Origin of the sequence: Methanocella sp. MCL-LM (genome assembly GCF_049676595.1) — an archaeon.
Taxonomy (GTDB): domain Archaea; phylum Halobacteriota; class Methanocellia; order Methanocellales; family Methanocellaceae; genus Methanocella_A.
Genome location: NZ_CP187259.1, coordinates 2,663,003 through 2,684,080, shown reverse-complemented (window position 1 = coordinate 2,684,080; position 21,078 = coordinate 2,663,003). Strand labels below are relative to the sequence as shown.

The 21,078-nt window shown below is 52.0% G+C and carries 18 protein-coding genes; 8 read left to right on the top strand and 10 right to left on the bottom strand.

Features of this window, described 5'->3' with window-relative positions; translation table 11 throughout:
* Position 1: 1 nt before the first annotated feature.
* Positions 2-1,039 carry an ECF transporter S component gene (locus ACPLPM_RS13720; protein WP_424357337.1) on the bottom strand — a complete coding sequence of 346 codons (1,038 nt, stop codon included), beginning with the start codon at positions 1,037-1,039 and terminating at the stop codon, positions 2-4.
* Between the two features lie 92 nt (positions 1,040-1,131).
* Here ACPLPM_RS13720 and ACPLPM_RS13715 point away from each other — a divergent pair, with 92 nt between their 5' ends.
* Together ACPLPM_RS13715 and ACPLPM_RS13710 are read left to right on the top strand one after the other, a co-directional pair.
* Entirely contained in the window at positions 1,132-1,905 is a 774-nt protein-coding gene (locus ACPLPM_RS13715) for a cytochrome c biogenesis protein (protein WP_424357336.1), read from the top strand.
* Between the two features lie 41 nt (positions 1,906-1,946).
* Positions 1,947-2,645 carry a metallophosphoesterase family protein gene (locus ACPLPM_RS13710; RefSeq protein WP_424357335.1) on the top strand — a complete coding sequence of 233 codons (699 nt, stop codon included), beginning with the start codon at positions 1,947-1,949 and terminating at the stop codon, positions 2,643-2,645.
* A gap of 35 nt (positions 2,646-2,680) precedes the next feature.
* Here the strand turns inward: ACPLPM_RS13710 and ACPLPM_RS13705 are convergent, their stop codons facing one another.
* The 5 genes from ACPLPM_RS13705 to ACPLPM_RS13685 all read right to left on the bottom strand — a co-directional run bounded on the left by ACPLPM_RS13705 (position 2,681) and on the right by ACPLPM_RS13685 (position 7,483).
* The gene (locus ACPLPM_RS13705; RefSeq protein WP_424357334.1) at positions 2,681-3,997 is read right to left on the bottom strand and encodes a hypothetical protein; all 1,317 of its coding nucleotides are present in this window, start codon (positions 3,995-3,997) and stop codon (positions 2,681-2,683) included.
* Positions 3,998-4,153: 156 nt separating this feature from the next.
* The gene (locus ACPLPM_RS13700) at positions 4,154-5,344 is read right to left on the bottom strand and encodes an ABC transporter permease (protein WP_424357333.1); all 1,191 of its coding nucleotides are present in this window, start codon (positions 5,342-5,344) and stop codon (positions 4,154-4,156) included.
* A gap of 9 nt (positions 5,345-5,353) precedes the next feature.
* Positions 5,354-6,370 carry an ATP-binding cassette domain-containing protein gene (locus ACPLPM_RS13695; protein ID WP_424357332.1) on the bottom strand — a complete coding sequence of 339 codons (1,017 nt, stop codon included), beginning with the start codon at positions 6,368-6,370 and terminating at the stop codon, positions 5,354-5,356.
* A gap of 4 nt (positions 6,371-6,374) precedes the next feature.
* Positions 6,375-6,704: a PadR family transcriptional regulator gene (locus ACPLPM_RS13690; RefSeq protein WP_424357331.1), complete on the bottom strand. Its 330-nt coding sequence runs from the start codon at positions 6,702-6,704 to the stop codon at positions 6,375-6,377.
* Positions 6,705-7,081: 377 nt separating this feature from the next.
* Positions 7,082-7,483, bottom strand: coding sequence for a GxxExxY protein (locus ACPLPM_RS13685; RefSeq protein WP_424357330.1), 402 nt, complete (start codon positions 7,481-7,483; stop codon positions 7,082-7,084).
* 249 nt (positions 7,484-7,732) lie between these two features.
* On the opposite strand from ACPLPM_RS13685, the gene ACPLPM_RS13680 reads away from it, so the two are divergent.
* Complete coding sequence (locus ACPLPM_RS13680) at positions 7,733-9,214, top strand: ATP-binding protein (protein ID WP_424357329.1); 1,482 nt, start codon at positions 7,733-7,735, stop codon at positions 9,212-9,214.
* An 841-nt stretch (positions 9,215-10,055) separates the two neighbouring features.
* Here the strand turns inward: ACPLPM_RS13680 and ACPLPM_RS13675 are convergent.
* On the bottom strand, positions 10,056-10,460 hold the full coding sequence (locus tag ACPLPM_RS13675) for a hypothetical protein (RefSeq protein ID WP_424357328.1): 405 nt from the start codon (positions 10,458-10,460) through the stop codon (positions 10,056-10,058).
* 194 nt (positions 10,461-10,654) lie between these two features.
* On the opposite strand from ACPLPM_RS13675, the gene ACPLPM_RS13670 reads away from it, so the two are divergent.
* Positions 10,655-11,596 (top strand): DNA adenine methylase, encoded by a 942-nt coding sequence (locus tag ACPLPM_RS13670; protein WP_424357327.1) that lies wholly within the window; start codon positions 10,655-10,657, stop codon positions 11,594-11,596.
* A 1-nt stretch (position 11,597) separates the two neighbouring features.
* Here ACPLPM_RS13670 and ACPLPM_RS13665 read toward each other — a convergent pair whose 3' ends face one another.
* Positions 11,598-12,098 (bottom strand): PD-(D/E)XK nuclease superfamily protein, encoded by a 501-nt coding sequence (locus tag ACPLPM_RS13665; RefSeq protein ID WP_424357326.1) that lies wholly within the window; start codon positions 12,096-12,098, stop codon positions 11,598-11,600.
* A gap of 163 nt (positions 12,099-12,261) precedes the next feature.
* Between ACPLPM_RS13665 and ACPLPM_RS13660 the strand changes: the two genes are divergently transcribed.
* The 3 genes from ACPLPM_RS13660 to ACPLPM_RS13650 all read left to right on the top strand — a co-directional run bounded on the left by ACPLPM_RS13660 (position 12,262) and on the right by ACPLPM_RS13650 (position 15,220).
* The gene (locus ACPLPM_RS13660) at positions 12,262-12,801 is read left to right on the top strand and encodes a BglII/BstYI family type II restriction endonuclease (protein WP_424357325.1); all 540 of its coding nucleotides are present in this window, start codon (positions 12,262-12,264) and stop codon (positions 12,799-12,801) included.
* 394 nt (positions 12,802-13,195) lie between these two features.
* Positions 13,196-13,585, top strand: a complete 390-nt coding sequence (locus tag ACPLPM_RS13655; RefSeq protein WP_424357324.1) for a fasciclin domain-containing protein — start codon at positions 13,196-13,198, stop codon at positions 13,583-13,585.
* Positions 13,586-14,677: 1,092 nt separating this feature from the next.
* Positions 14,678-15,220, top strand: coding sequence for a fasciclin domain-containing protein (locus tag ACPLPM_RS13650; protein WP_424357323.1), 543 nt, complete (start codon positions 14,678-14,680; stop codon positions 15,218-15,220).
* Positions 15,221-15,561: 341 nt separating this feature from the next.
* On the opposite strand, the gene ACPLPM_RS13645 is transcribed toward ACPLPM_RS13650, so the two are convergent.
* A complete protein-coding gene (locus ACPLPM_RS13645) occupies positions 15,562-18,789 on the bottom strand; it encodes an ATP-dependent helicase (RefSeq protein WP_424357322.1) in 3,228 nt (1,075 codons plus the stop codon).
* A gap of 299 nt (positions 18,790-19,088) precedes the next feature.
* Here ACPLPM_RS13645 and ACPLPM_RS13640 point away from each other — a divergent pair, with 299 nt between their 5' ends.
* Positions 19,089-20,360, top strand: coding sequence for a tetratricopeptide repeat protein (locus ACPLPM_RS13640; RefSeq protein WP_424357321.1), 1,272 nt, complete (start codon positions 19,089-19,091; stop codon positions 20,358-20,360).
* A gap of 276 nt (positions 20,361-20,636) precedes the next feature.
* Here the strand turns inward: ACPLPM_RS13640 and ACPLPM_RS13635 are convergent, their stop codons facing one another.
* Positions 20,637-21,065 carry a CpXC domain-containing protein gene (locus ACPLPM_RS13635; protein ID WP_424357320.1) on the bottom strand — a complete coding sequence of 143 codons (429 nt, stop codon included), beginning with the start codon at positions 21,063-21,065 and terminating at the stop codon, positions 20,637-20,639.
* Positions 21,066-21,078: the final 13 nt, after the last annotated feature.

Genomic DNA, 21,078 nt, shown 5'->3' with positions numbered 1-21,078 from the left:
CTCAGTACACCCTGATCGCCTTTACTTTATCTACCCACATGCCGCCGGCATAGCCTTTGGCCACCAGCCACAGCCTCTCGGGGTCCTTCTCCACAGTGAGGATCAAGTTGTCATTGTCCGAGATCTCGGACAGGTTGAAGGTCTGGTAATAGCCGTCGGAGCCGACGACGTCGATCTTCGTCGCAGTGCCCTTGACTTTGGCATCCTTGAGCAGGTAGCTGACCGGTAAACCGGTGTAGTTCTGCGCCGGGAAATGCTTGTACTGGCCGTCCAGCTTGGCGTTGATGGTGGCGTACTGGCTCACCAGCGAGGGCACGTGGTAGTCTTTATCATAAGCGATGCTGCCCGTCACCGTCACAGTCATCGGGTCGTCCCTCATCTGGACCAGCGCAAAGTAGTAGATCGCCGAGAAAGCGATGAGCAGCAGGCAGACCAGCGCAAACGCCTTCGGCAGGCTGAAAGACCAGGCTTTTTTCTCTTTCTTCTCTTCCCGCCTGACAATGCCGGCGTCCCGGAGGTTGTCCATGATGCCGCCGGTGAAGTACCCTGCGAAGACCACTCCCGAGATGATCGACAGCAGGCTGACTGCGCCGAAGAGGAAGATGTTATCGTATGCCTGGTAGGCAATCTGGAACGTCAGCACGTTGGCAAACGACCCTAAGCCCCCGGCGATCATGTATGCCAGCCCTTTGTACTTGCGGAAAGGCCAGTAGCCGATCTCGGTGAAGATGCCCTCGATGAGCGAGAGCAAAATGACAAAGACACCAAGCCGGCTGCCACTGACGAACTCCACGAAGCCCTTTATGAGGCCGCCCATGGCTCCGGCGCCCTTTTTACCGGTGATAGCTATGATCAGGACCATCCAGAGAATATGCAGGCCGCCGACGATCTGGCCGGCGCCGTACGGCACTCCCATGATATGGTTGACCAGGTTGCCCAGGTAGCCGACATAGGTGGACATGACTCCGCCCAGCGCCGCCAGCACGGCGATCACAAGCAGGTCACGAGTAGAGTAATAATATTTATTCTTCTTTTCCATCAGCATCACGCAATCGAATATAGTTAACAATATCTTTTTATGTAAACACATATACCAATAACGCTTAATATAAAGGTTTTGAGAGGGCGTAGATGATTGCGGAGCAGTTGGTGCTGACGGCCGGGGCAGCAATATTCGTAGTAACCATAATCGCTATCCGATTTCACCTCAGTCGGCCTGTTCCCTGGATCGCTTCAGCCGGCTGTGCCGCAGTTCTTCTCACCCTCCTTTTCCGCTTCATAACCGCGGGCAGAGTGCCCTGGGCTTCGCTGTATGAGTCCGCGGCACTGCTGGCGCTAATCGTCGGCCTGGCGGCCGTAATATCTATACTAAAGGAACTGCCACAGCTGATGAACTATCTCCTGGTCATAGTAGCCGCTTTACTCGCAGCCTTCTCAGCCTTTGCATGGGAGGCTCCGGCAGCACTGCCAGCCTCCTTGCAAAGCGAATGGCTGCTCATCCACGTCCCGATTGCCATCGCCTCCTACGGGTTGTTCACCTGCTCAGCGGCGGCGTCTGCAGCATACCTTTACTACACGGTGAAGCACCCCTCCGACTCCGCCAAAACCGCCCGGCTCGACCGGCTGTCGATAACCTGCATTACTGCCGGGCTGCTCTTGCTGGCGGTCGCCATCGTCATGGGCTCGCTATGGGCCAATGCTGCATGGGGATCGTACTGGTCGTGGGACCCCAAGGAAACCTGGTCCCTCATCACGGCAGTGATCTACGCCCTCTACCTTGGGTTGCGGCGGATGGGCATGAAAGGTGAAGAAGCGGCATACGTTTCCCTCGTCGGCTTCATCTGTATCATCTTTACCTACCTCGGAGTCTCTTATATTATCCCCGGGCTACACAGCTATGCATAAACAATAAAAAATATATATTATGGGAGGTGCAGTGATTTACGATGCGTCTCCTCTGTTTTTCAGATATACACGGCAACATTGCCGCAGTAAAAGGCCTTATCAAGGACGTCCGCGCCCGCCGCGCCCGGTATGATGCTGTCGTCGTAGCAGGAGACCTGACTAACTTTTCGGTCACCCGCGACCAGCAGGAATCTCAGAAAGCGCTGGATACTATCCTGCAATTGCTGACTGCAGAATTCGATAATGTCTGGTACGTCCCGGGTAACAGGGACTACGTAGGCCGGGGTAAAAAGCGCCTGTCGCTTACACACTACAAAGGCATGATGATCGAGGAAGGCAAAAAATACTACCTCGGCCCGAAACTGCCCATCACGACGACCCCGGAGCTATCGGATAAAAACACCATTCTCATCCAGCACAGCAACGTGGTGTACGAAGGCGGGTTCAAGCGCCGCTCGGTCGTCTATAAAAATGCCCTCATGCACATCGTAGGCCATACACATACGGGCATCGTCTCCGGCAACTACCTGAACACCGGCTTCCTCTACCGGGATGACTCCAACGGGGCCGAGCCCATGATGGGCGGGTACTTCGAAGTGGAGATCACGAACCGGGCAGTCACCTATACCTTCATCCCCCTCGGGCCGATAAAGCGCAGGGATCTCAAATGCGAAGGGTTCAAAGGGTCCATGTACTCGCCCCACGGGTACGCTTTCCCGGTCAAGCTGGCTGCGAAATAAATTTTAAAAAAAAGAGTAACGAAGGGTAGTACCCTTCATTTCTTCCTCAGAAGCAAATACGCCAGGGCTATCAGTACTAACACTAATATAAGGCCGCCTAATCCGATCCCGGCGTATACCGCCAGCCCGCCTGGCAGGCCTGCCTGGGCCTGAGGTGTCGCTGATGACGCCGGAGACGGTGTAGCCGTGGTATTTGTGCCAGTAGAAATCGTTCCGCCCAGTATTTCCGTGCTATTCGTACCTGCTACCGGTGTCGGGCTTACTCCCGGGGCCGGGGTGGGCGTCGAGCTGACATTGCCTGCCGGAACTGCTGGTGAAGTGGGAGTAGCCGTGCGCTGTGTCAGCGGGACGGTAAACGAGCTGATACAATCGTAAGGATAAGGTACCTCCGCTACGTGGTACCCTTCGTAGTCACCCTTCTTTGTACGGAACGTGGCAGAGCCTGTATATCCCTGGGGGACTTCCAGGTACAGGACTCCGGGGCCATGGTAGCTGAGCATGATTGCGGCGTCTTCTATGTCCATGTAGTGGGATATGCCGGAATACGTCGCTCCGTTGAACTGACAAGTGACCTCCACATCGTTCACGTTAGCCCCGTCCATAGATGTGAAGACGTAGAAGGCCGGGTTCCTGTGAGATCCGGGCGAGGGGGAAGGCGAAGAAGAGGGCGACGCCAGTCTCATCACAAGATCCTGCAGATTTTCTCCGGCGACCGGTGTCGGGGTATGCTCCCGGGATGTCAGCATGTCGAGAGAAGCCCAGACCGTGACCGGCTCGCCGGTGTAAGGCATGCTGCCAAGGCTATAGTCGCCGGATGTGTCTGTCGTCGCCGTGAAACGATTCGTATCGTAGGCTACATATACGGTTGCACCGCTCACAGGCGTACTATTACCTTCGTAAAGCACCCGCCCTCTCATGGAAAATGTCGGGGCGGGAGTAGGGGTCGGAGTGGCAGGCGGGCTCTCGAGCAGATTAAAACTGTTCGTCAAAACCTGATCACTTCCGGTGTTCATCACTGTACCGCTTACGTATAGTATCGTCTCACTTACCGTGGACATAGAGGCTCCAACCCAGTAATCCGCTTTACCGGTAAAGGCCCCGCCTGTGCGGTAATACCCGAGAGCATCGGTCGTAGTCGAGTACGTGGGGGTCGTCGCATCCGAGGGATAATAGACGTTAACCATGACCCCGCTTGCAGGGGTCGTGCCATCGGAATAGCAGACGTAGCCGTCGAAAGTGACCGGATACGTCTCCACCGGGGCCTTATCGGCCACCGCTCCCGGCAGCGATATGACCAGCATGACTAAGGCAACAGTCAGACCCATAGTGAAGCTTCTAAAGAACCTGTTCATTAACACCATACCACCATTTTTTATCCACAAATTAGTAATCGATAAAACTTACATGGCCCGGTAAATAATATATCTTTTTATTCGGGTGCCTGCTAACCCGGAGAATGCCGGATTTGAAAGTTTTTAGATTAAAAAAGATAGGTAGAACTTTTAGTTCTACCTCGTCATCGATCTTCTGAACACCGGTATCGCTATCGCCAGCATGATTGCGCCGAACACGACCAGGATGGCGATCTCGGGCAGGACGTCCGCGATGCTCGCGTTCAGGATCATCACTTTGCGCATGGCGGTGACCGCATATGTAAGCGGCAGGATGTTCGAGAGCATCTGCATGAACCACGGCATCTGCTGGATGGGGAAGAACACGCCTGTCAGGAACATCATGGGGAACTGCAGCACGGTCATCAGGATCATCGCCGTCTCCTCGTTGTTGGCGAGGGAGGTCAGCAGGATGCCGAGCCCGATAAAGCTGAAGATGCCCAGGAGCAGCAGCCCGAACGCCAGCGGGATACTCGCCAGCTGGATGTGCACTCCGAAGATCAGCATGGCGATGACCAGGACTATTATACCCTGGATGAAGCCACGCACCGTCTGCGCGATCGTTTTGCCCAGGATGATCGAGATGTCGTTGACCGGAGCGGCGAGGATGCCGTCGAAGGTGCCGATCTCCTTCTCGTGGGAAATCGCCCGGGGAATGCCGGTCATGGCGCCCATCATCACGATCATCATCAGCAGGCCGGGAGCGATGAAGTCGAAGTAGTTAAGGTTGCCTCCGACCGTGCCCTGCACGTTCGCCTTATACGGGGCGATGACTGCGGCTGCCTGCTCAGCGGTCATATTGGTCTGGACATTCATCGTCTGGACTGACATGGTTGCCTTCATCGAGCCCAGCATGCTGACGACCTGCGCACCCAGGCCCTGCATGACCATCGAGATCTGCGGGATGCTGTTGTCCGACAGTATGAGGATTTCAGATTGGCTGCCCAGGGTCTGGTTCGCGGCGAACCCCTGGGGCACGATTATTGCACCGTACACCTGCCCCCGGGTGATCATAGTCCTGGCATCGGCTTCAGAAGCGGCATCAGTCAAAACCATTGATCCTGACTTGTTGTTCATCGCGTGAAGCTGGGCCAGAAACATCTGGCTGGCCCGGGAATCGTCCAGGTCGACAACCGCCACGGGTATGTTCGTGTAGCTGTCGCCGGTCGGGAAGATGAAGCCGGTCATGATGAGCATGAAGAACGGCATGAGGAACAGGAACAACAGCCCTATCCTGTTGCGCGCGAACTCCAGCAGGTCTTTGACAGCGATGCGGTAGCTGTCCTGTAATGCTTTGATAAGGGTCATGATCTCACCTCACCTCACCCTCGATTTCGGGGCCATCGGGCCGTGCCGGTGCCTGACTGTGGCTTTCTCGTTGGCCTGGTCCCTCATCTCCTTGCCCGTCACCGACAGGAAGACGTCCTCGAGCGTGGGCTCGGTAGTGTTGAACATGGCGATGTTACCGCCGTTCGCCCGGATGGTGTCGATGATGCGGTCCAGCCCGTCCGTGCCTCTGGCGCTGATTTTTAGATCGTAGGCATCTGGCTGGGCGATGGCTGCGACGCAGTCCAGGGCTTTGATCTTCTCGATCAGGGTCGGGGTAAGGTTGGAAATTTTGGCGTTGAACATCGTCAGGTCGTTGCCCTTCACCAGTTTCTTCAGCTCTTGCGGTGTGTCGAGAGCGATAATTTTACCGTGGTCGATGATGGCAATCCGGCTGCTCAGCGCCTCTGCCTCAACCATTGCATGGGTAGTGAGGATCACTGTTGTGCCGTTCTTGTTGATGTCCCGGATGAGCTCCCTGATTGAGAGCGTCGTCTGAGGGTCGAGACCCAGGGTGGGCTCGTCCATGAAGATGATCTTAGGCTCTGTCAACAGTGCCCGGACAACGTTGATTCTCTGGCGCATGCCGGTAGAAAATTTCTTGATCTGGGCGTTCTTCCACTCCGTCATGTTGACCAGCTTCAGTAATTCGTCGATTCTGGTCTCGATCTTCTGCTTCGGCATGCCGTACAGGTTGCCGAAAAAGCGGAGGTTCTCGGCGGCGGTCAGCTGTTCGTACATGATCATTTTCTCGGCCACCAGGCCGATGCTTTCCCTGACCTTCACCGGCTGCTTTACCAGATCGTAGCCGTTTACCAGCGCGTCGCCGCCCGTAGGCCTGGCAAGCGTGCACAGCATTCTAATCGTCGTGCTCTTCCCGGCGCCATTCGGGCCGAGGAAACCGAAAATTTCCCTGTCCTTCACTTCGAAGGAGATGTTGTCGACCGCGGTGAAATCCCCGAACTTCTTGGTCAGGCCCTTCACTTCGATCGCGTAATTGTTACTCATATAATCACTCCAGGATATCGCCGAAGAACGCCTCCAGCTCCTGTAACCACTGTCTTCTCTTCGCGTGTATCTGCTCCAGAGCGGCCTTACCCTTCTCGGTGATCGTATAGACCTTCTTCCGGTCCATTTCCTCGCACTGGACGTAGCCTTTCTTTTCCAGCGCTTCCAGAGCCGGATACACCGATCCAGGGCTGGGTGTCCATCCCTTGTGGGTCTTCTTTTCTATCTCCTGAATAATCTCGTAGCCGTGGGACGGCCGCTCTTTAACGATGTGCAGGATCATAACCTTCAAAAAACCCTTGCGCATCTCGGTGCTCAACATTTCATCGTGCATATATCAATCTCCGATATATCGAGTACCGATATAATCGGCGATGTATCGAATATCGATATAGAATAAATAGTTAGTGGTTACTTTAGGTGGAAATAGGATAATGGGGCTTCCGGGAAAAAGTTGCTCGGATTAAGTGAGGCAACAATACGAACGCTGCGCTGTGCTGGCAACTATTCCCCGGATACTCGCAAAGTGTTGTCTCTGTGCTCGTGAACGTGGACTAACGCTGCGCTGTGCTGGCAACTATTTCCAGGATACTCGCAAAGTGTTGTCTCTGTGCTCGTGAACGTGGACTAACGCTGCGCTGTGCTAGATCACAGATTACGCAGAATCTGATGATTCTGACAGATTGCTCAGATTACACAGATGATAAGAAATTAATTTATTACCCGTTTTATACTTTTATTCATATCAGTTGAATTAAAATTCATGAGCAGTCCTAATTTTAAACCACTTAGTCTTAAGTATGTCAACGTCTGTGCATAATGCAAAGGTGTAAAATCTTCAACTGATTTTACTTCCAGAATAAGTGCTTTTTCTACTAATATGTCAATTTTCAATTCTTTGTTTAGTTTTTTCCCTTTATATATAACTGGTAAGTGAACTTCTGATTCAGTCTGTAATCCGTTTTCCCTTAATTCTTCCACTAAGCATAGCGTGTAAATGCTTTCAAGCAATCCGGGCCTCAAATTATTGTAAACGTGAAATGCAGCACCTCTTGCGATATATGATATTTTATTTAGGTCTTCGATTGGTAAGTATACAAATGATGTCTCCATATTGAATTGATATATCATATACTGTATAACTATTTTTCTTCCATATGAAAATAAGTATGACTGACGATGTACTTCTCAGAAGGTTATCTGTGAAATCCGCGCAATCGGTCGTAATCTGTGATCTGGCACAGCGCAGCGTTCGTATACGTTCACATGATGGCAACGGCATGGCCTATTCGGATTTATTATCTCTTATCTATGCATAAACAAAATATAAAAACAAAAGACGCCATACACTCTTTATTACCGGTGATCAAAGTGCCAGATGGAAGTGGAAACAGGAGCCCGGGTGCTATGGAAGAGAAGCAGCCTGATGCCTTGGCTATGCTTAGGAGCGCCCTCGACAGCACTGGAGACGCAGTGCTGATCACGGGCAACGACGGCCGTATCCAGTGGGCCAGCAAGTCGTTCTACTCCCAGTACCTGCCCGGTTCGGCCAGTGTGGCGGGCCAGGACCGTAAGTCGATACTGGATGCCCAGGCGAAGCGTTTCAAAGACCCCCGGCTTTTCCGGGAGAATCTTTCTGCCATACTTGTCCGGCCGCACGAGAAAGGGGAAGCGGAATGGGAACTGGCAGACCGGCACATGATCATTCACCTGCGGGCATGTCCGGTGCGGGATGAGGCCGGTAAAGTGCTCGGCAGGATCGAGACGTACCGGGAAGAAGAGCCCGGGACTATTGCCTGTCTGGCAGACCGGGAAGTTATTGATTCCGTGCCTGCGGGCATCCTCGGGGTCGACGATCACCTCAATGTCGTCTACTACAACCGTTCTGGGGCGGAGTTCGTCTATTCCCGGCTGGGCTTCGATCCCCGGGAGCTGAAAAGCATCGAAGTGCTGGGGCAGGACCACCCGCTCGTGAAAGCGGTCATCGAATCGCTTTCCGGCCGCAAGCTGGCTGTTGCCGCCGGCTACCAGGCATCGCCTGAGACCGAAGCGTATTACGACATGATCGTGACGCCGCTCGCCTCTCACAGGCACGTCAGCGGTGCGGTCATAACCATCCTGGACGTGACGGGCCGGCAGAAGGCGATGGCAGCAGTTCAGCTGGCGAGGAAGTACGACGACTTCTTCATCAACCTGATGAGCCACGACATCAGGAACTTCAACCAGATCTCCATGGGTTATCTTGAGATGCTGGAGCTGTCGGAGAACCTGAACGAAGATGAGCGCACTTACCTCACTAAAGCATTATCCGGGGTCACCGGCAGCAACCGCCTCATCGAGAACGTCCGCCAGGTCCGGACGGTCATCGAAAGCGGAGACCAGAACATCGTTCCGACGGACCTGAGCAAAGTCTTAAACGACAGCATCGGGAAAATCAAGAAAGCCCATGCCAGCCAGCCCATCCACATCAACTCCCACATCGTCCCGGGCAGCCAGGTCATGGCCAACCACCACGTCCACGAGATCTTCCACCACATCCTCGAAAACGCCGTCAAGTACGACCCCCACCCGGAGAAGGTGATCGACCTCGACGTCTCCGAGTCCTCTTCCGAAGGCAAGAACTACTGGACCATCCGCATAGCAGACCGCGGCACCGGCATAGCCGAGGACCGCAGGCGAGGCATCTTCGAACGCATCGGCCAGACCACCAAAGGCTCCGGCATCGGACTATCCATGGTCAACATGATCGTCAACAAGCTTGGCGGCCGCATATGGGTAGAAGACCGGGTACCCGGAGATATGTCCCAGGGCAGCGTCTTCGTAGTGCAGCTGCGCAGGGCTTAAAACAGAGATAGGGGTTGGTCCGATAGGCGTTAGCTTTATATCACATTATTGTAAATTAGTATTGTGCATACTGATGTAAATTAGTATGCTGTTAATTCGGACATCTATCTGGCAGGATGATGCAAAGTGGCTGCAATAAACAATATTACCCCCATTAACCTACAATCTTCACCGACATGCTTCGCACATCCTGCTAACTACTTCTCATAGACCATTCCGCAGTGGCGAACCACTGCCGCAAGATCAAATGTTTGAACCACGGCGGCACGACGACACGGAGACAACCCTGTATCGCCATTCCTGGAAAAATGTTTGAACCACGGCGGCACGGCGGCACGGGGACAGAGCGCACCCGTATGGCAAAGCTCTTTTTTATGATCCACGGCGACACGGAGGGTCGAGGGGCACGGAGACAACCACCTTATCCAGAATTATTGTGCTAAACCTGATAGGATTCAATGGGGCCCTGGGGATTTTATACTATTGATCAGATACTCAAGCTGAAATGATTACTCGGTAAGCAGCTTTTGGTTAATGCACTGTCTCCGTGTCGCCGTGGACTGAAAAATAGTTCACTTTAACGGGTTTACAACTGTCGCTGTGTCGCTGTGCCGCCGTGGTTTAAACATCTGCTCTCCAGTTGCCAGGATGGGGAGCCGTGCCGCCGTGGTTCTAGTTGCCATCCGGCTTGTCGCGGATCGCACTGTCTCAGTGTCGCTGTGCCGCCGTGGTTAGAACATCTGATTTCGGTTGTCCAGGTAAGGCGCAGTGCCGCTGAGGTTCGAAAGTTTAGGATACTAGCATTGTGGTTGATAAAAAAGAAAAGTTTTTACTCTCTTTTTCAGCACCATCCTCCGTATCCGCCGAAGGGCAGGCCTGCGAAGGGCAGTCCGCCGGCGCAGGCGGTGCCGACGTTGACGTACGGGTAACCTATGGCGTCGGTTTCTTCGCTGTGGTAGAAGCTGGTGCTTTCGGCGTAGCTGGATCTTTCCGAGACCTGGGAGATCGTCGGGAAAGCCCCGAGGCCGCACAGGCCGGCGGCGCCGAAATCTATGTTTACGGCTTCGTTTTCGATCTGGCTTAGTATGTCCCGATTGAACGCGGTGACCTCTGCGTTGTGGAAGATCTGCGGGAAGCCAAACGACGTTGCTGCCAGCTGCGCGTTTGCGGCTGGAAGGCCTACCGCGGTGAATAATAGCAGCGCGGTGGCTAACAAAATTCCTATTTTTAAGATAGTTTTCACCATCCATCCCCCTTTAGTTGTCAGATATTGCCGGTGAGGACTAAAACATAGTTCTGAAATTGAGCGGAACATAATAGAGTTCGTTTGAATCTATGGCAGGTTCGGTCGTGGGTCAGAGACGGGGGTGACGGGGTAAGAAAACTTTCAAACCGGATAACGGGAAGCTTAATGTAGTTAAAAAGTAATTGACTACACGCATGCAGGTGACTCTTGCTGAACAGCAGCTTGTAAATGCCAGGCCTTTCTTAAAATGGGCTGGCGGCAAGACCCAGTTACTAGATGAGCTTGGCAAAAGGCTGCCTGCAGAAATAATAGATATTGGTGTCATCGATCGCTATATCGAGCCGTTTGTCGGCGGCGGCGCGATGTTCTTTTACCTGCAGAGCAGATTCGAGGTAAAAGAAGCTTATCTTTACGATATTAATCCCGAGCTGGTTCTCGGCTATAAAACCATACAGAAGAGCCCGCAAAAGCTGATTTCTCGACTTAAGGAGCTTGAGGATGAATATCTCTCGAAGACAGAGCAGCAAAGGCAAGAGCTTTTCTACTCTATTCGCAGCGCATATAATTCCCAGGCAGAAAACTTCAATTATAAAAAATACTCGACCGCATGGATTGACCGGGTAGCGTATATGATCTTTTTAAACAAGACCTGCTACAACGGCCTTTTCAGGCAAAACAGCAAGGGCGGGTTTAACGTGCCTTTCGGCCGCTATAAAAATCCGTCAATCTGCGGTGCTGAAAACATCCTGGCGGTCAGCCATGCTCTCAAAAATACCCGAATAGAGCTGGGTGATTTCTTAAAATCCGCCTCTCATATAGAAGCCGGCACACTGGTCTATCTCGATCCCCCATATCGGCCGATCAGTACTACGTCAAGCTTTACCAGCTATGCAAAAGACGGGTTTGACGACGATGACCAGCGCAGGCTGGCAAAATATTTCCGTGAGATGGACGAGAGAAAGGCATTTCTCATGCTCAGCAACTCGGATCCTAAAAATGAGAACCCGGCTGATGATTTCTTCGAGCTACTGTACGCTGGCTACCGGATTGACCGAGCTCTGGCAAGCCGTATGATTAATTGTGATGCAAAAAAACGAGGGGCAATATTTGAACTGATTATCACCAATTATGGTTAAATTATCGGAAAGTCTTGTTTGCCCAGGCAAAAAATTCCTCAAGATCCATTACTTGAATATTTTTACTATCAGTATCCCCAAGCATGTATTTATTATCTTTAGCTGATTTTTTCAACCAATCTATAGCACCTTGTTTCGCACCTTTTCCGCCATATATTATTATAATATCCTTTTCAGGCATTGCTTCTATACAATTCAGGTACAGATATGGGAATTTTTCGTCGACACTTCCTCCTGATTGCTGCCACTTACATTCAATACGGATTGACAACTTATGTTTCTCTGAAATTAACTTAAATTCTGTTTTGCCATTATGGTTATAAATCGTTTTATAAGGGGCATCTCTCAATAGCACTTCTGTACCAAATCTTGAGGGATTTTTATTATAGATCCTATACGGTACTTCTTGGAAACCTTTACTAGTTAATAGGCCTGTTATTGCTTTCTCTAAAGTCTTTCCACCAGTATTTGCATAGCCACCTTGATTTATGATCTCTGACATTCTCCTTATCCTCAAGCCATTAAATTATTAATTTAAGATCCCCTAATTTACTATATATTTTAGTGTATTGGATTTGTTTTAGGTATTTTTACATATATTTGGAAATAAATCTATCATATGCTAAAATTTATTATGGATTGCTAAATATTTGATAATACTTACTATGTTACGATTAAAAAAGTACTCGTATAGATTTGCTGAACAAATTCTTAATAGTAAGTTTTCATTGAAAGAAGAACTTGAAGGTATTCTTACAGATCCAAGCATAGATCCAAGTAAACTTACTAAACAATATTTTAATCAACTACTTGATGATAAGTTTGTTAATAGGGGCTGGGATAGACAGCCATATATTTTTAATAATGAAAATGATAGTGAAGAGTCATCGGACTCAGGAAATAATCTTTACACAAAAATGGATTTTTATAAAGATCGTGTTGGGGTCGAAGTCGCTTTTACACATTCCTCTTACATGGGAATTGATCTATTAAAATTCCAAGTCGCTTCCTACTCGAATGTAAATAAGATCGACGTTGGCGTATATATCGTAGCCACAAAAAATTTTCAAAAGCAATTAGTTAACAAAGAAAAAGGAATGAACTGGGGAGGCGCTACCATAACTTTTGAAAAAGTCGAGAAGTATCTGCCTCATTATAGAAGTGCGATACATGTACCTATCTATGTCCTTGGTATTGATATCTAAATATTCTCTATCGCTTCATTTCTACCCCCACCTTGGGGCAATACATCTTATCTCGGCAATTCCCTGATCTCTCATCTGCCCGCATTCCTCAATCACAAATTATGGCTTTCTTTCTATCATCCAATCTTATTTGAAATAGGAACTATACCGGCAAACTTGGCCTGAATCCTTTAATAATCTTAAACCCGCGTCAGGAGATTTCCTCTATATGGTATTGATGAGCATATTTAGTAAACTCTAAGCAACTACTATGCTTGCCGCTATCCCACTCACGTTCTCAACCCCTGTACTCACGCAAATCTCTGGTATGCAGAATATATCACCTACTCCGGGACCAGGTACGATTATCAACACGTAAGGCCTCATACCTGTTGAACACTCTAACCGCGACATCATGACCATGCTACTGAGCATGAATAACGCAATCACGGCCCGGTCAATTATAATAATGGCCGGCATGGACCGGGAGCTGAACCGGGGCAGCCATACAGTTTTAGTCCCGGGCAACTTTGCAGTAAGGGACATCGCAGGGAGCCAGAGCCAGATGAACGCGCTGACGACCGACATGAGGGCGGCTAACCAGGTCATGCAGGGCCTTGTTACTAATGGTATGGTATTGCCCGGCGAAATGGCCCGGGGCAGGACGATCACCATGCTGAACGGCAAGACGCTTTCCACCAGCAGCAAAGATGGCACGCTCATGCTGGACGGGGCCAGGATCACCAGGGCGATACAGGCTACCAACGGCATGATCTACGTAATCGACTCCATGCCGGGCCAATGAGGGGAGCATCCATCTGTGCTATTTGTGGGATCATATTCCCGTGTCTGTAGTGTTACGGGTGGTCTGGTGTTCTGGCCTTGTTTTGGCTATCGTGGGTAGCACGAAGACACTAAACTATTTTTTTAGAGGGACACTAAAAAACTAACACTCTAAGGTGCACGGCTAAAACACGAACTGCCCGAAGGGCACTATTAATCGACAAAATACACGAAGGGCACGGTTTTAAAACACGAACAAGTGGCACGAATGCTCAAAGACACCAAACTAAAACACAGTTGATGAAGAGGTTGCCATCGTTACCCGTATCCTGATTACGATTATTCCTGGAACTTTTGGGCAGATGCCGGATCGGTTAACACTACGTACAAGACGGCCACGACGTACACGACGTTTTATTAAACTGGCTGGCTATCTGATCATATTCGAATAACGTCGTGTCCGTCGTGTACGTTGTGTCCGTCGTGTTAAACATTCCGGCATGTCGGAAAAAGTTCCAGAAACGACTGTGCCTCATGTAAACGGTGCCTGACCTTTACAAAAATGATAGATATGGCTATCGTGCACAGCCCCAGGGTATCAGTAGTCGTGGCAGGAGTAAGGCGATATGGTTGTTTGTCTTAACTTGGTGTCTTAGTGTTTTAGCGGAACTTGTTCGTGTTCTTAGACCGTGTTTTAGTGGCCTTTGAGTTTTAACCGGTGTCTTAGTGCAATTCGTGATTTAGCCGTGAACTTAGAGCCTTCGAGCATTTCGTGTCCATCTAAAAAAGATTTTCGTGTTTTTGTGCTACCCACGATAGACCCTGCAAGGACAGAACACCGGGCAGCTCGAAAGCTGGAGATTATCACTTTTAAGAACTTATCCTCTCTGACCTTTCCACACTCCCGAACCTCCTCTCTGACCTCCGACCCTCTCTAGCCTCCCAGCTTGAAAATCCTCCCCAACCTCCCGGGTACTCCCTGGCCTCCCAAAGACTTTTCATGGGCTTCAAGTAAAAACCAATCTGTTAAATTCGCGTTGGCAACGGACAAACTCGACTTTAAATCTCTGGCAATTTTAAACAGAAGTCAGTACGTCCTCTCATTGGTGATAAGATGCTTAAAACCAGAAAAATCGTGGCAATCCTGGCTCTTGCAGCAATTCTGCTGGCCTTCACTGCTCCCGTAGCTGCTCAGGGGGCAAATATCCCCGTAGAGAAGACGAACAAGGACATGTCAAGCACACTATCGGGCCTGAACGACGTCAGCATGGCTAATACGATTATTAAATCTGCCGATCTCGACAAGACCCTGGCGACCGAGGATCACACGCTCTTCATCCCCAGCGACTCTGCAATGAATCGCATGGGCCTGGATATGAGCAGCGTCTACGGCTTCATGACTGATAAGGGGATGGCTACCAAGACGATGCGGAGCATGGTGATGGAAGGGTCGATCATGCCTTCTGACATGACCACAGGTAAAGCACTGACCATGATCAACGGCCAGACGATGTTCATCACGACTTCGAACGGCCAGACGGCGCTGGACTCGGTGAAGATCACCCGGGGCTACCAGACCACCGATGGCATGATCTACGTGTTAGACTCTGTGCCCTCGTCTGTGCTGATGAACATAAAATCAACACTGGGACTATAATCGGGTGTGCTCCCGCTCCATTATTTTTTGGGTTATACAATTTGCTCAGCCTATACGCTACAACACGACGATCGCTGCGCTGTGCGTTTCTGATTGCTCATATAACGTGCGATAGCAACACGAACGCTGCGCTGTGCCAGATCACAGATTACGCAGAATCTGATGATTCTGACAGATTGCGCAGATTACACAGATGGTCATCGAATACAATTAAATGGAGGGCAACTATCTTACTCTTATCGAGTCATATCTGTGCAATCTGTGGCATCTGTCGTAATCTGTGATCCTGGCACAGCGCAGCGTTCGTCCACGTTCACCCGCTCATCAGCAACAATAAAAATTCAACCCCATCTCGGGCAGTACATCTTATACGGGCAATTCCCTGTATACCCGACATGTCCGCACTCTTCGATCACATCGAACCCGTGCTCGTAGTCGTATGCGATGTTCTCCGCCATCTGGACGAACCACTGCCTGACCTTCTCGATCTCGATGGCCTTGCAGCTGCTTCCGACGCTTTTCATGGTGCCGTCCTCGCACAGCTCAAAGGTCCGGGGCTTTTCCTCTTCCAGCAACTCTAAAGTCGCACGTCTCGGTATCAGCCCTTTTTCCCGGAGCACGGGATCTCTTTGCAGCGCCAGCATGTACATGGTGATCTGTCGTGCCCTGTCCTCAGCAGAGGGCTCCCCGCCGGTCTTGTAGTCGATGATCTCCGCGTCGCCGCTGCCGTCGATTAAGTCTACCCGGTCGATGCTTCCTTTGAAGTAGAAGCCGTCCATCTCGAAGTTGAAGCTGTACTCGGTCGCTGCGTTGCGCTTGATAGATTCGCTGTTCCTCGCCCAGAAGACGTCGAGGATGCCCTTTGCCCTGGCCATGTCGACGCCGATGTAGTCCGGGAGCAATGAGGCCTCCTGAGCAATTGTTGTCAGCGCATCTCTGGTCGTAATTTTTCTCTTCACTGCCAGCTCTAGCGTCTTGTGGATGAAGCTGCCGAAGTTGACCGGTGTCTCGCCATCGCAGTCATCCATGCGGGTCGGGACGCGCAGGATGTATGACAGCTCATACTTTTTCGGGCACTCTTCGTAGGTCTTCAAACCAGAATATGAGAGCCTGTTCTCCTTAGGATCGAACTGCACACCCCGGGGTATGTCCGCCTCGATCTCTGCGAGGATGACTGCGGCTTCCTCTTCGGCCATCGCTGCCTCGGGGCAGCTGATCTGCATTGGGCGGCCGCTGAGCTGCTGGTATAACAATAAATTATACAGTGACAGGTCGGGCTCGGTGTCGATCAGCGACAGAATCTGTCTTTTGATCTCGTTCTTCTTCCGGTCGAGATCGCTGTCCTTCATGGCTACAGCAGCCTTTTCGTCGGTATCCTCTACGAAATCGATGTCCGCGTGTACCTGCTGGTTCTCGTAGCAGGCCTCGGAAATGAACGGTGAGGGCAGGCGTTCGCTCTCTCCGTAAGCTGCGGGGAAGCAGAGGTAGAGCTGATCTTTGGCCCTGGTGAAGGCGACGTAGGCGAGCCTGCGCTCTTCTTTCAGCTTGAAGTCCCGCTTCCTTGCCTTCAGCGCCTCCTCGATCTCCGCTTCGGGCAGGCTGAACACGTCGGCGTACCGGTCGTTCAGCTCGTCGGGCACCAGCGGCTCTCTGCCTCCCCTTGCCAGGGGGAACTTGTCCTTCGCCAGGTCCACGACGAAGACGTGCCTGTATTCCAGGCCTTTGGCGCCGTGGCAGGTCTTGAGTACCACGCCGCCGGCTTTTTCCTGCCGGGGCAGCTCCCCGTCGTCGCCGATCTCGTCCAGCAATTCCACGTATTCGATGAACCCCTGCAAATCCGTGCCGTACAGGTCCTGGAAACCGGTGACAATGTCGTGCAGGGCTTTGAGGTTCAAGAGCGAAGCTTTGCTTTCGCTGCTGTTGTCGTGGGTGAACTCTCTCGAAAGGCCGGACAGCTCGTAGACGTCGAGTAGCAGATCTGGCAGCACCTTGTTGGCTGAAGCCCGGAGTGCTGCGATCTTATCGACTAACTGGCAAATCTTGACCCGGCCGTCTTCGGAGAGCCCTCTCGGGAGGTTTCCCGTCAGCACTCCCTGAATGCTGTCTCGCTTTGCTGCCGCAGAAAGTAAGTGGATGTCTCTCGTCGATACGCCGTACCTGTACTGCAGCAGCTTATACCATAGCTGATCCGCTCCATACCGGGGCATCTCGAGGTTGGCGATCACGTATAAATAAGCTAACGCCGTCCGGATTTCCGGGCGCTTCAGGAAGCCTGCGGTGCTGGAAACCTGATAGGGGATTTCCCGCTGCTTGAGCGCAGCTTGAATGGGCCGCAGCGATGAATATGATCTGAACAATATTGCGATCTCTTCGGGGGCGACGCTATCTGCCAGCAGCAGGTCGATCTCCTCGACGATACGCCGGGCCTGCTCGTTCTGGTTCAGGGTCTTAATAACTCTGACCTGATTGCCTTCGCGGTCATCGAAGGCTCGCAGGAGCATTGCCTCTGCCGGGTCTTCGTGATTGTTCTTAACCAGCCGGTGTGCGGTCCGCAGGATGCGGTCTGTCGACCGGTAGTTTTCAGTCAGGTCAAATATTGCCGGGTCGTATTCCTCTTTGAAGGTGTCTATGTTCTCCGGGTAGGCGCCCCTGAACCCGTAGATCGACTGGTTCACGTCGCCTACTACTGTAATCTTCTTATGTTCTCCGGCCAGAATTTTCAGGAGCTCGTACTGCTGGCGGTTGGTGTCCTGGAACTCATCCACGATGGTATAGTCGAACTTTTCGGACAGCACCTCGTGGCCTCTGGTGTTAGCGTAGTCGATGGTCATCTTGACCATGTCTGCGTAGTCGAGCAGCAGCTTGTCAGCCTTGACCTGCTCGTACCGCTTCCACGCTTCGAGAAATTTCAGGTAGCCCTTGTACTCTGCAAAAAGATCTACGAGTGCTGTAAGCCTCTTCTTCTCTTCCCGGGCCTGCTTATCCTTCAACTGCGCCGTCCGCAGCCTGACCGTGGCTGCCCCCACTGCGCTCTCAAGGTCCTCTTCCGTACACAGGGTGTTCATCCGGGCTTCCATCTGCCCGAGATGGCCTTCGTAGTCCGTCCAGGTGAGGCCCAGGTCTTTGGCTCTCTGGATACTCGTAAAGTAATGGCCGGCAAGGCCGGGAGGCACCTCTGCCTCTTTGCAGAGCATAAATCCGCCGTCCCTGTCGTCGAGGATTCGGAACCTCTCGTCGATGCCGGTGTCGCTTTCACCCGCTTTCAGGCTGTCCAGGCAGAAAGCGTGAAACGTGCCGGCCGTCGCATCCCGGGCTTCCGGCACGACCTTCTCGATCTCTTCCTTCATATGTGCCGCCGCATCCCGGGAAAACGTCAGCATCAGCAGCCTTTCCGGCTTCAGGCCCTTCTCCTTGATAAGGTATGCTGCCTTCGCCGTGATCATCGTCGTCTTGCCCGTACCTGCGCCCGCCGAGACCAGCACCGGCCCGGTGTCGCATCTGACTGCATCCTTCTGACGATCGTTCAGGGGCTTGCCCGCCGCAGATTCGAACCAGCTGAAGAAGTCCATGTTAAGGCCACACCATTTATCCAGAATTGCAGTTTACTGTGCCACGGTTTACCGTGCCAACGACTTTGATATGACCTCTTATGGGATAAATTATTGTGTGGTATGTGCCTGGAAAGTAATCGATCGAGAGGAATGTCCAACGGGGTCTTACACCTCTGTAGTCGCTTATTCCAAATATTCAATACCAAAACCCTATTTTCTAATTCCGAAGTTGAAATAAAAATCCTGATATACTTATGTGAGCCATTACTATTCAATCATCGTTCCTTATCCGATTGAATTTATATGGTCAGGATTATATGCATAACCGAAACGCTGATCTGCAGGGGAAGCTCGCCGATACTGTTAAAAGGTTGCCGGATACTCCGGTTGCCCACTACGAGCGTGCTCTGTCTATCCTGAATGGCGCAGCACCTGGCGATCTGCCTGCGCTGTACGATGTCACGGTCGAGTGCAGGGAAGCCCTTCGCCTGAAATCTGACTATGCGGAAGCCTATTGTCTTCTCGGGGCTGCGCTCACCTGCATGGGGCAGCCAGAGGATGCGATTCGGGCTCTGGAAAAGGCTGTGTCTTTGCAGCCCGGATATGCAGAGGCTCACTATCATCTTGGAAAGGCCTACCTGGCACTGGGAAACCTCGACAATGCGCTCATTCTGTTCAACGCTTCCCGGCGCCTGGGGATGAAAGATTCTCCAGCCAGTTGTGGCATCGGAACCGCCCTGGCCAGGAAAGGGCTTTATCCGGAGGCGATGGCAGAGCTGAACCGGGCGATCGCAGCCGATGGGGAAAATGTGGAGGCACATATCCGGCTTGGTATGGCCTGTATCGAAGCCGGCTCGATCGTCGAAGCCCTCGCGTGGCTGAAAAAAGCCACGGAGCTAAGCCCCGGCAACGTAGATGCGCACCTTTGCCTGGCCCGCGCTTACCTCCTGAAACAGGTGTATGATATGGCCCTGTCTGAATATGAAGCCGCTCTGCGGCTAAAGCCCCGCAGCCTCGATGCGATCAACGGCAAGGGCAACGCCTATCACTGTAAAGGCCTGCTCGATCAGGCTATCCAGGAGTACCGGCATGCTATTGACATTCACCCCGGGGATTACCGCGCCTACAATAACCTCGCTATGGCATACGTCGACAAGGGCATGTATGAGCGTGCAATTCCCGAGTACCGGCTGGCGATCTGCGCCAATCCGAAGCTGCCGGAGCTACATTCCGACTTTGGCATGCTGTTGCTGCTCCGCGGCGACGTCTATGGCGCTACCCTGGAGTTCCGGGAAGCTCTGCGCCTGGCGCCCGCCAGCTATGCTGATCACGTAAACCTCGCCATGGCCCTCGACCGGTCCGGGCAGACCCCCGAGGCGATGGCAGAACTCGCCGAAGCCGTCCGGTTAGCTCCGTCGAAGCCTGACGCTTTCTACCATCTCGGCTCCATCACCGACCGCACAGGCGATACCGCCAGAGCCGCAACTGCTTACGAGAGCTTCATCCGTTTCTCCTCCGGCGGCGACAAGCGCGTCAAAACAGTCCGGGCCCGGCTCCTTGAAATCAAGGGCGGCAAAAAGCGAAAATAACAATACGAACGCTGCGCTGTGCCAGATCACAGATTACGGCAGATTGCTCAGATTGCACAGACGATTATATTAGATAGGATGAATACTGCGAACCATTCAATTATTATCATCAATTAGCATCTGTGAAATCTGTGTAATCTGTCAGAATCATCAGATTCTGCGTAATCTGTGATCCTGGCACAGCGCAGCGTTAGTCCACGTTCACGAGCACAGAGATAACACTTTTGATGCTATCCGAATAATCAGTATCAAGCACCGCGCACCGTTCGTTTTCCTTCACGGACCCTGATTGCCGACAGGCTTCCCCTTCTCGAAAGCTACTTCCCTGAACACGATGTACCGCAACATCTCGGCCATGTCGAAGACCTTGTGCGGGGTAACACCGTAGTCCTCGCACCCGCCAATATCAGTTTTCTCGAGCAGCTCTCCCCGGGCATCAAAAAGGGCGTAGAAATCTTCGTTGCCGAGGATGTCGGCGGGGTAGTACTGGACGCAGAACTGCCTGCCGGGGTCGTGGTAAAGCAGGGCGGCGGGGAGCTGGGCTTTTAAGCCGCAGGAGTTGCAGGTGAACACGTTGATCTTCCAGCCGAAGAGCTCTTCTTTCAGCTCCGGGTTGGTCCCGACGTTGATCTGCTGCCATACGGTCATTTCCTGGGCTGCCTTGCATTCGGGGCACTCCATGTTGATCTTATCGCTTGTCGACATCGTAATCCTCAGC

Bases quoted from the DNA above. Each gene is read 5' to 3' on its own strand.
- ACPLPM_RS13660 (WP_424357325.1), top strand. From the start codon at position 12,262: ATGTTACGATTAAAAAAGTACTCGTATAGATTTGCTGAACAAATTCTT.
- ACPLPM_RS13645 (WP_424357322.1), bottom strand. From the start codon at position 18,789: ATGGACTTCTTCAGCTGGTTCGAATCTGCGGCGGGCAAGCCCCTGAAC.
- ACPLPM_RS13690 (WP_424357331.1), bottom strand. From the start codon at position 6,704: ATGCACGATGAAATGTTGAGCACCGAGATGCGCAAGGGTTTTTTGAAG.
- ACPLPM_RS13670 (WP_424357327.1), top strand. From the start codon at position 10,655: ATGCAGGTGACTCTTGCTGAACAGCAGCTTGTAAATGCCAGGCCTTTC.
- ACPLPM_RS13685 (WP_424357330.1), bottom strand. From the start codon at position 7,483: ATGGAGACATCATTTGTATACTTACCAATCGAAGACCTAAATAAAATA.
- ACPLPM_RS13675 (WP_424357328.1), bottom strand. From the start codon at position 10,460: ATGGTGAAAACTATCTTAAAAATAGGAATTTTGTTAGCCACCGCGCTG.
- ACPLPM_RS13640 (WP_424357321.1), top strand. From the start codon at position 19,089: ATGCATAACCGAAACGCTGATCTGCAGGGGAAGCTCGCCGATACTGTT.
- ACPLPM_RS13705 (WP_424357334.1), bottom strand. From the start codon at position 3,997: ATGAACAGGTTCTTTAGAAGCTTCACTATGGGTCTGACTGTTGCCTTA.
- ACPLPM_RS13665 (WP_424357326.1), bottom strand. From the start codon at position 12,098: ATGTCAGAGATCATAAATCAAGGTGGCTATGCAAATACTGGTGGAAAG.
- ACPLPM_RS13695 (WP_424357332.1), bottom strand. From the start codon at position 6,370: ATGAGTAACAATTACGCGATCGAAGTGAAGGGCCTGACCAAGAAGTTC.
- ACPLPM_RS13700 (WP_424357333.1), bottom strand. From the start codon at position 5,344: ATGACCCTTATCAAAGCATTACAGGACAGCTACCGCATCGCTGTCAAA.
- ACPLPM_RS13655 (WP_424357324.1), top strand. From the start codon at position 13,196: ATGACCATGCTACTGAGCATGAATAACGCAATCACGGCCCGGTCAATT.
- ACPLPM_RS13710 (WP_424357335.1), top strand. From the start codon at position 1,947: ATGCGTCTCCTCTGTTTTTCAGATATACACGGCAACATTGCCGCAGTA.
- ACPLPM_RS13635 (WP_424357320.1), bottom strand. From the start codon at position 21,065: ATGTCGACAAGCGATAAGATCAACATGGAGTGCCCCGAATGCAAGGCA.
- ACPLPM_RS13650 (WP_424357323.1), top strand. From the start codon at position 14,678: ATGCTTAAAACCAGAAAAATCGTGGCAATCCTGGCTCTTGCAGCAATT.
- ACPLPM_RS13720 (WP_424357337.1), bottom strand. From the start codon at position 1,039: ATGGAAAAGAAGAATAAATATTATTACTCTACTCGTGACCTGCTTGTG.
- ACPLPM_RS13715 (WP_424357336.1), top strand. From the start codon at position 1,132: ATGATTGCGGAGCAGTTGGTGCTGACGGCCGGGGCAGCAATATTCGTA.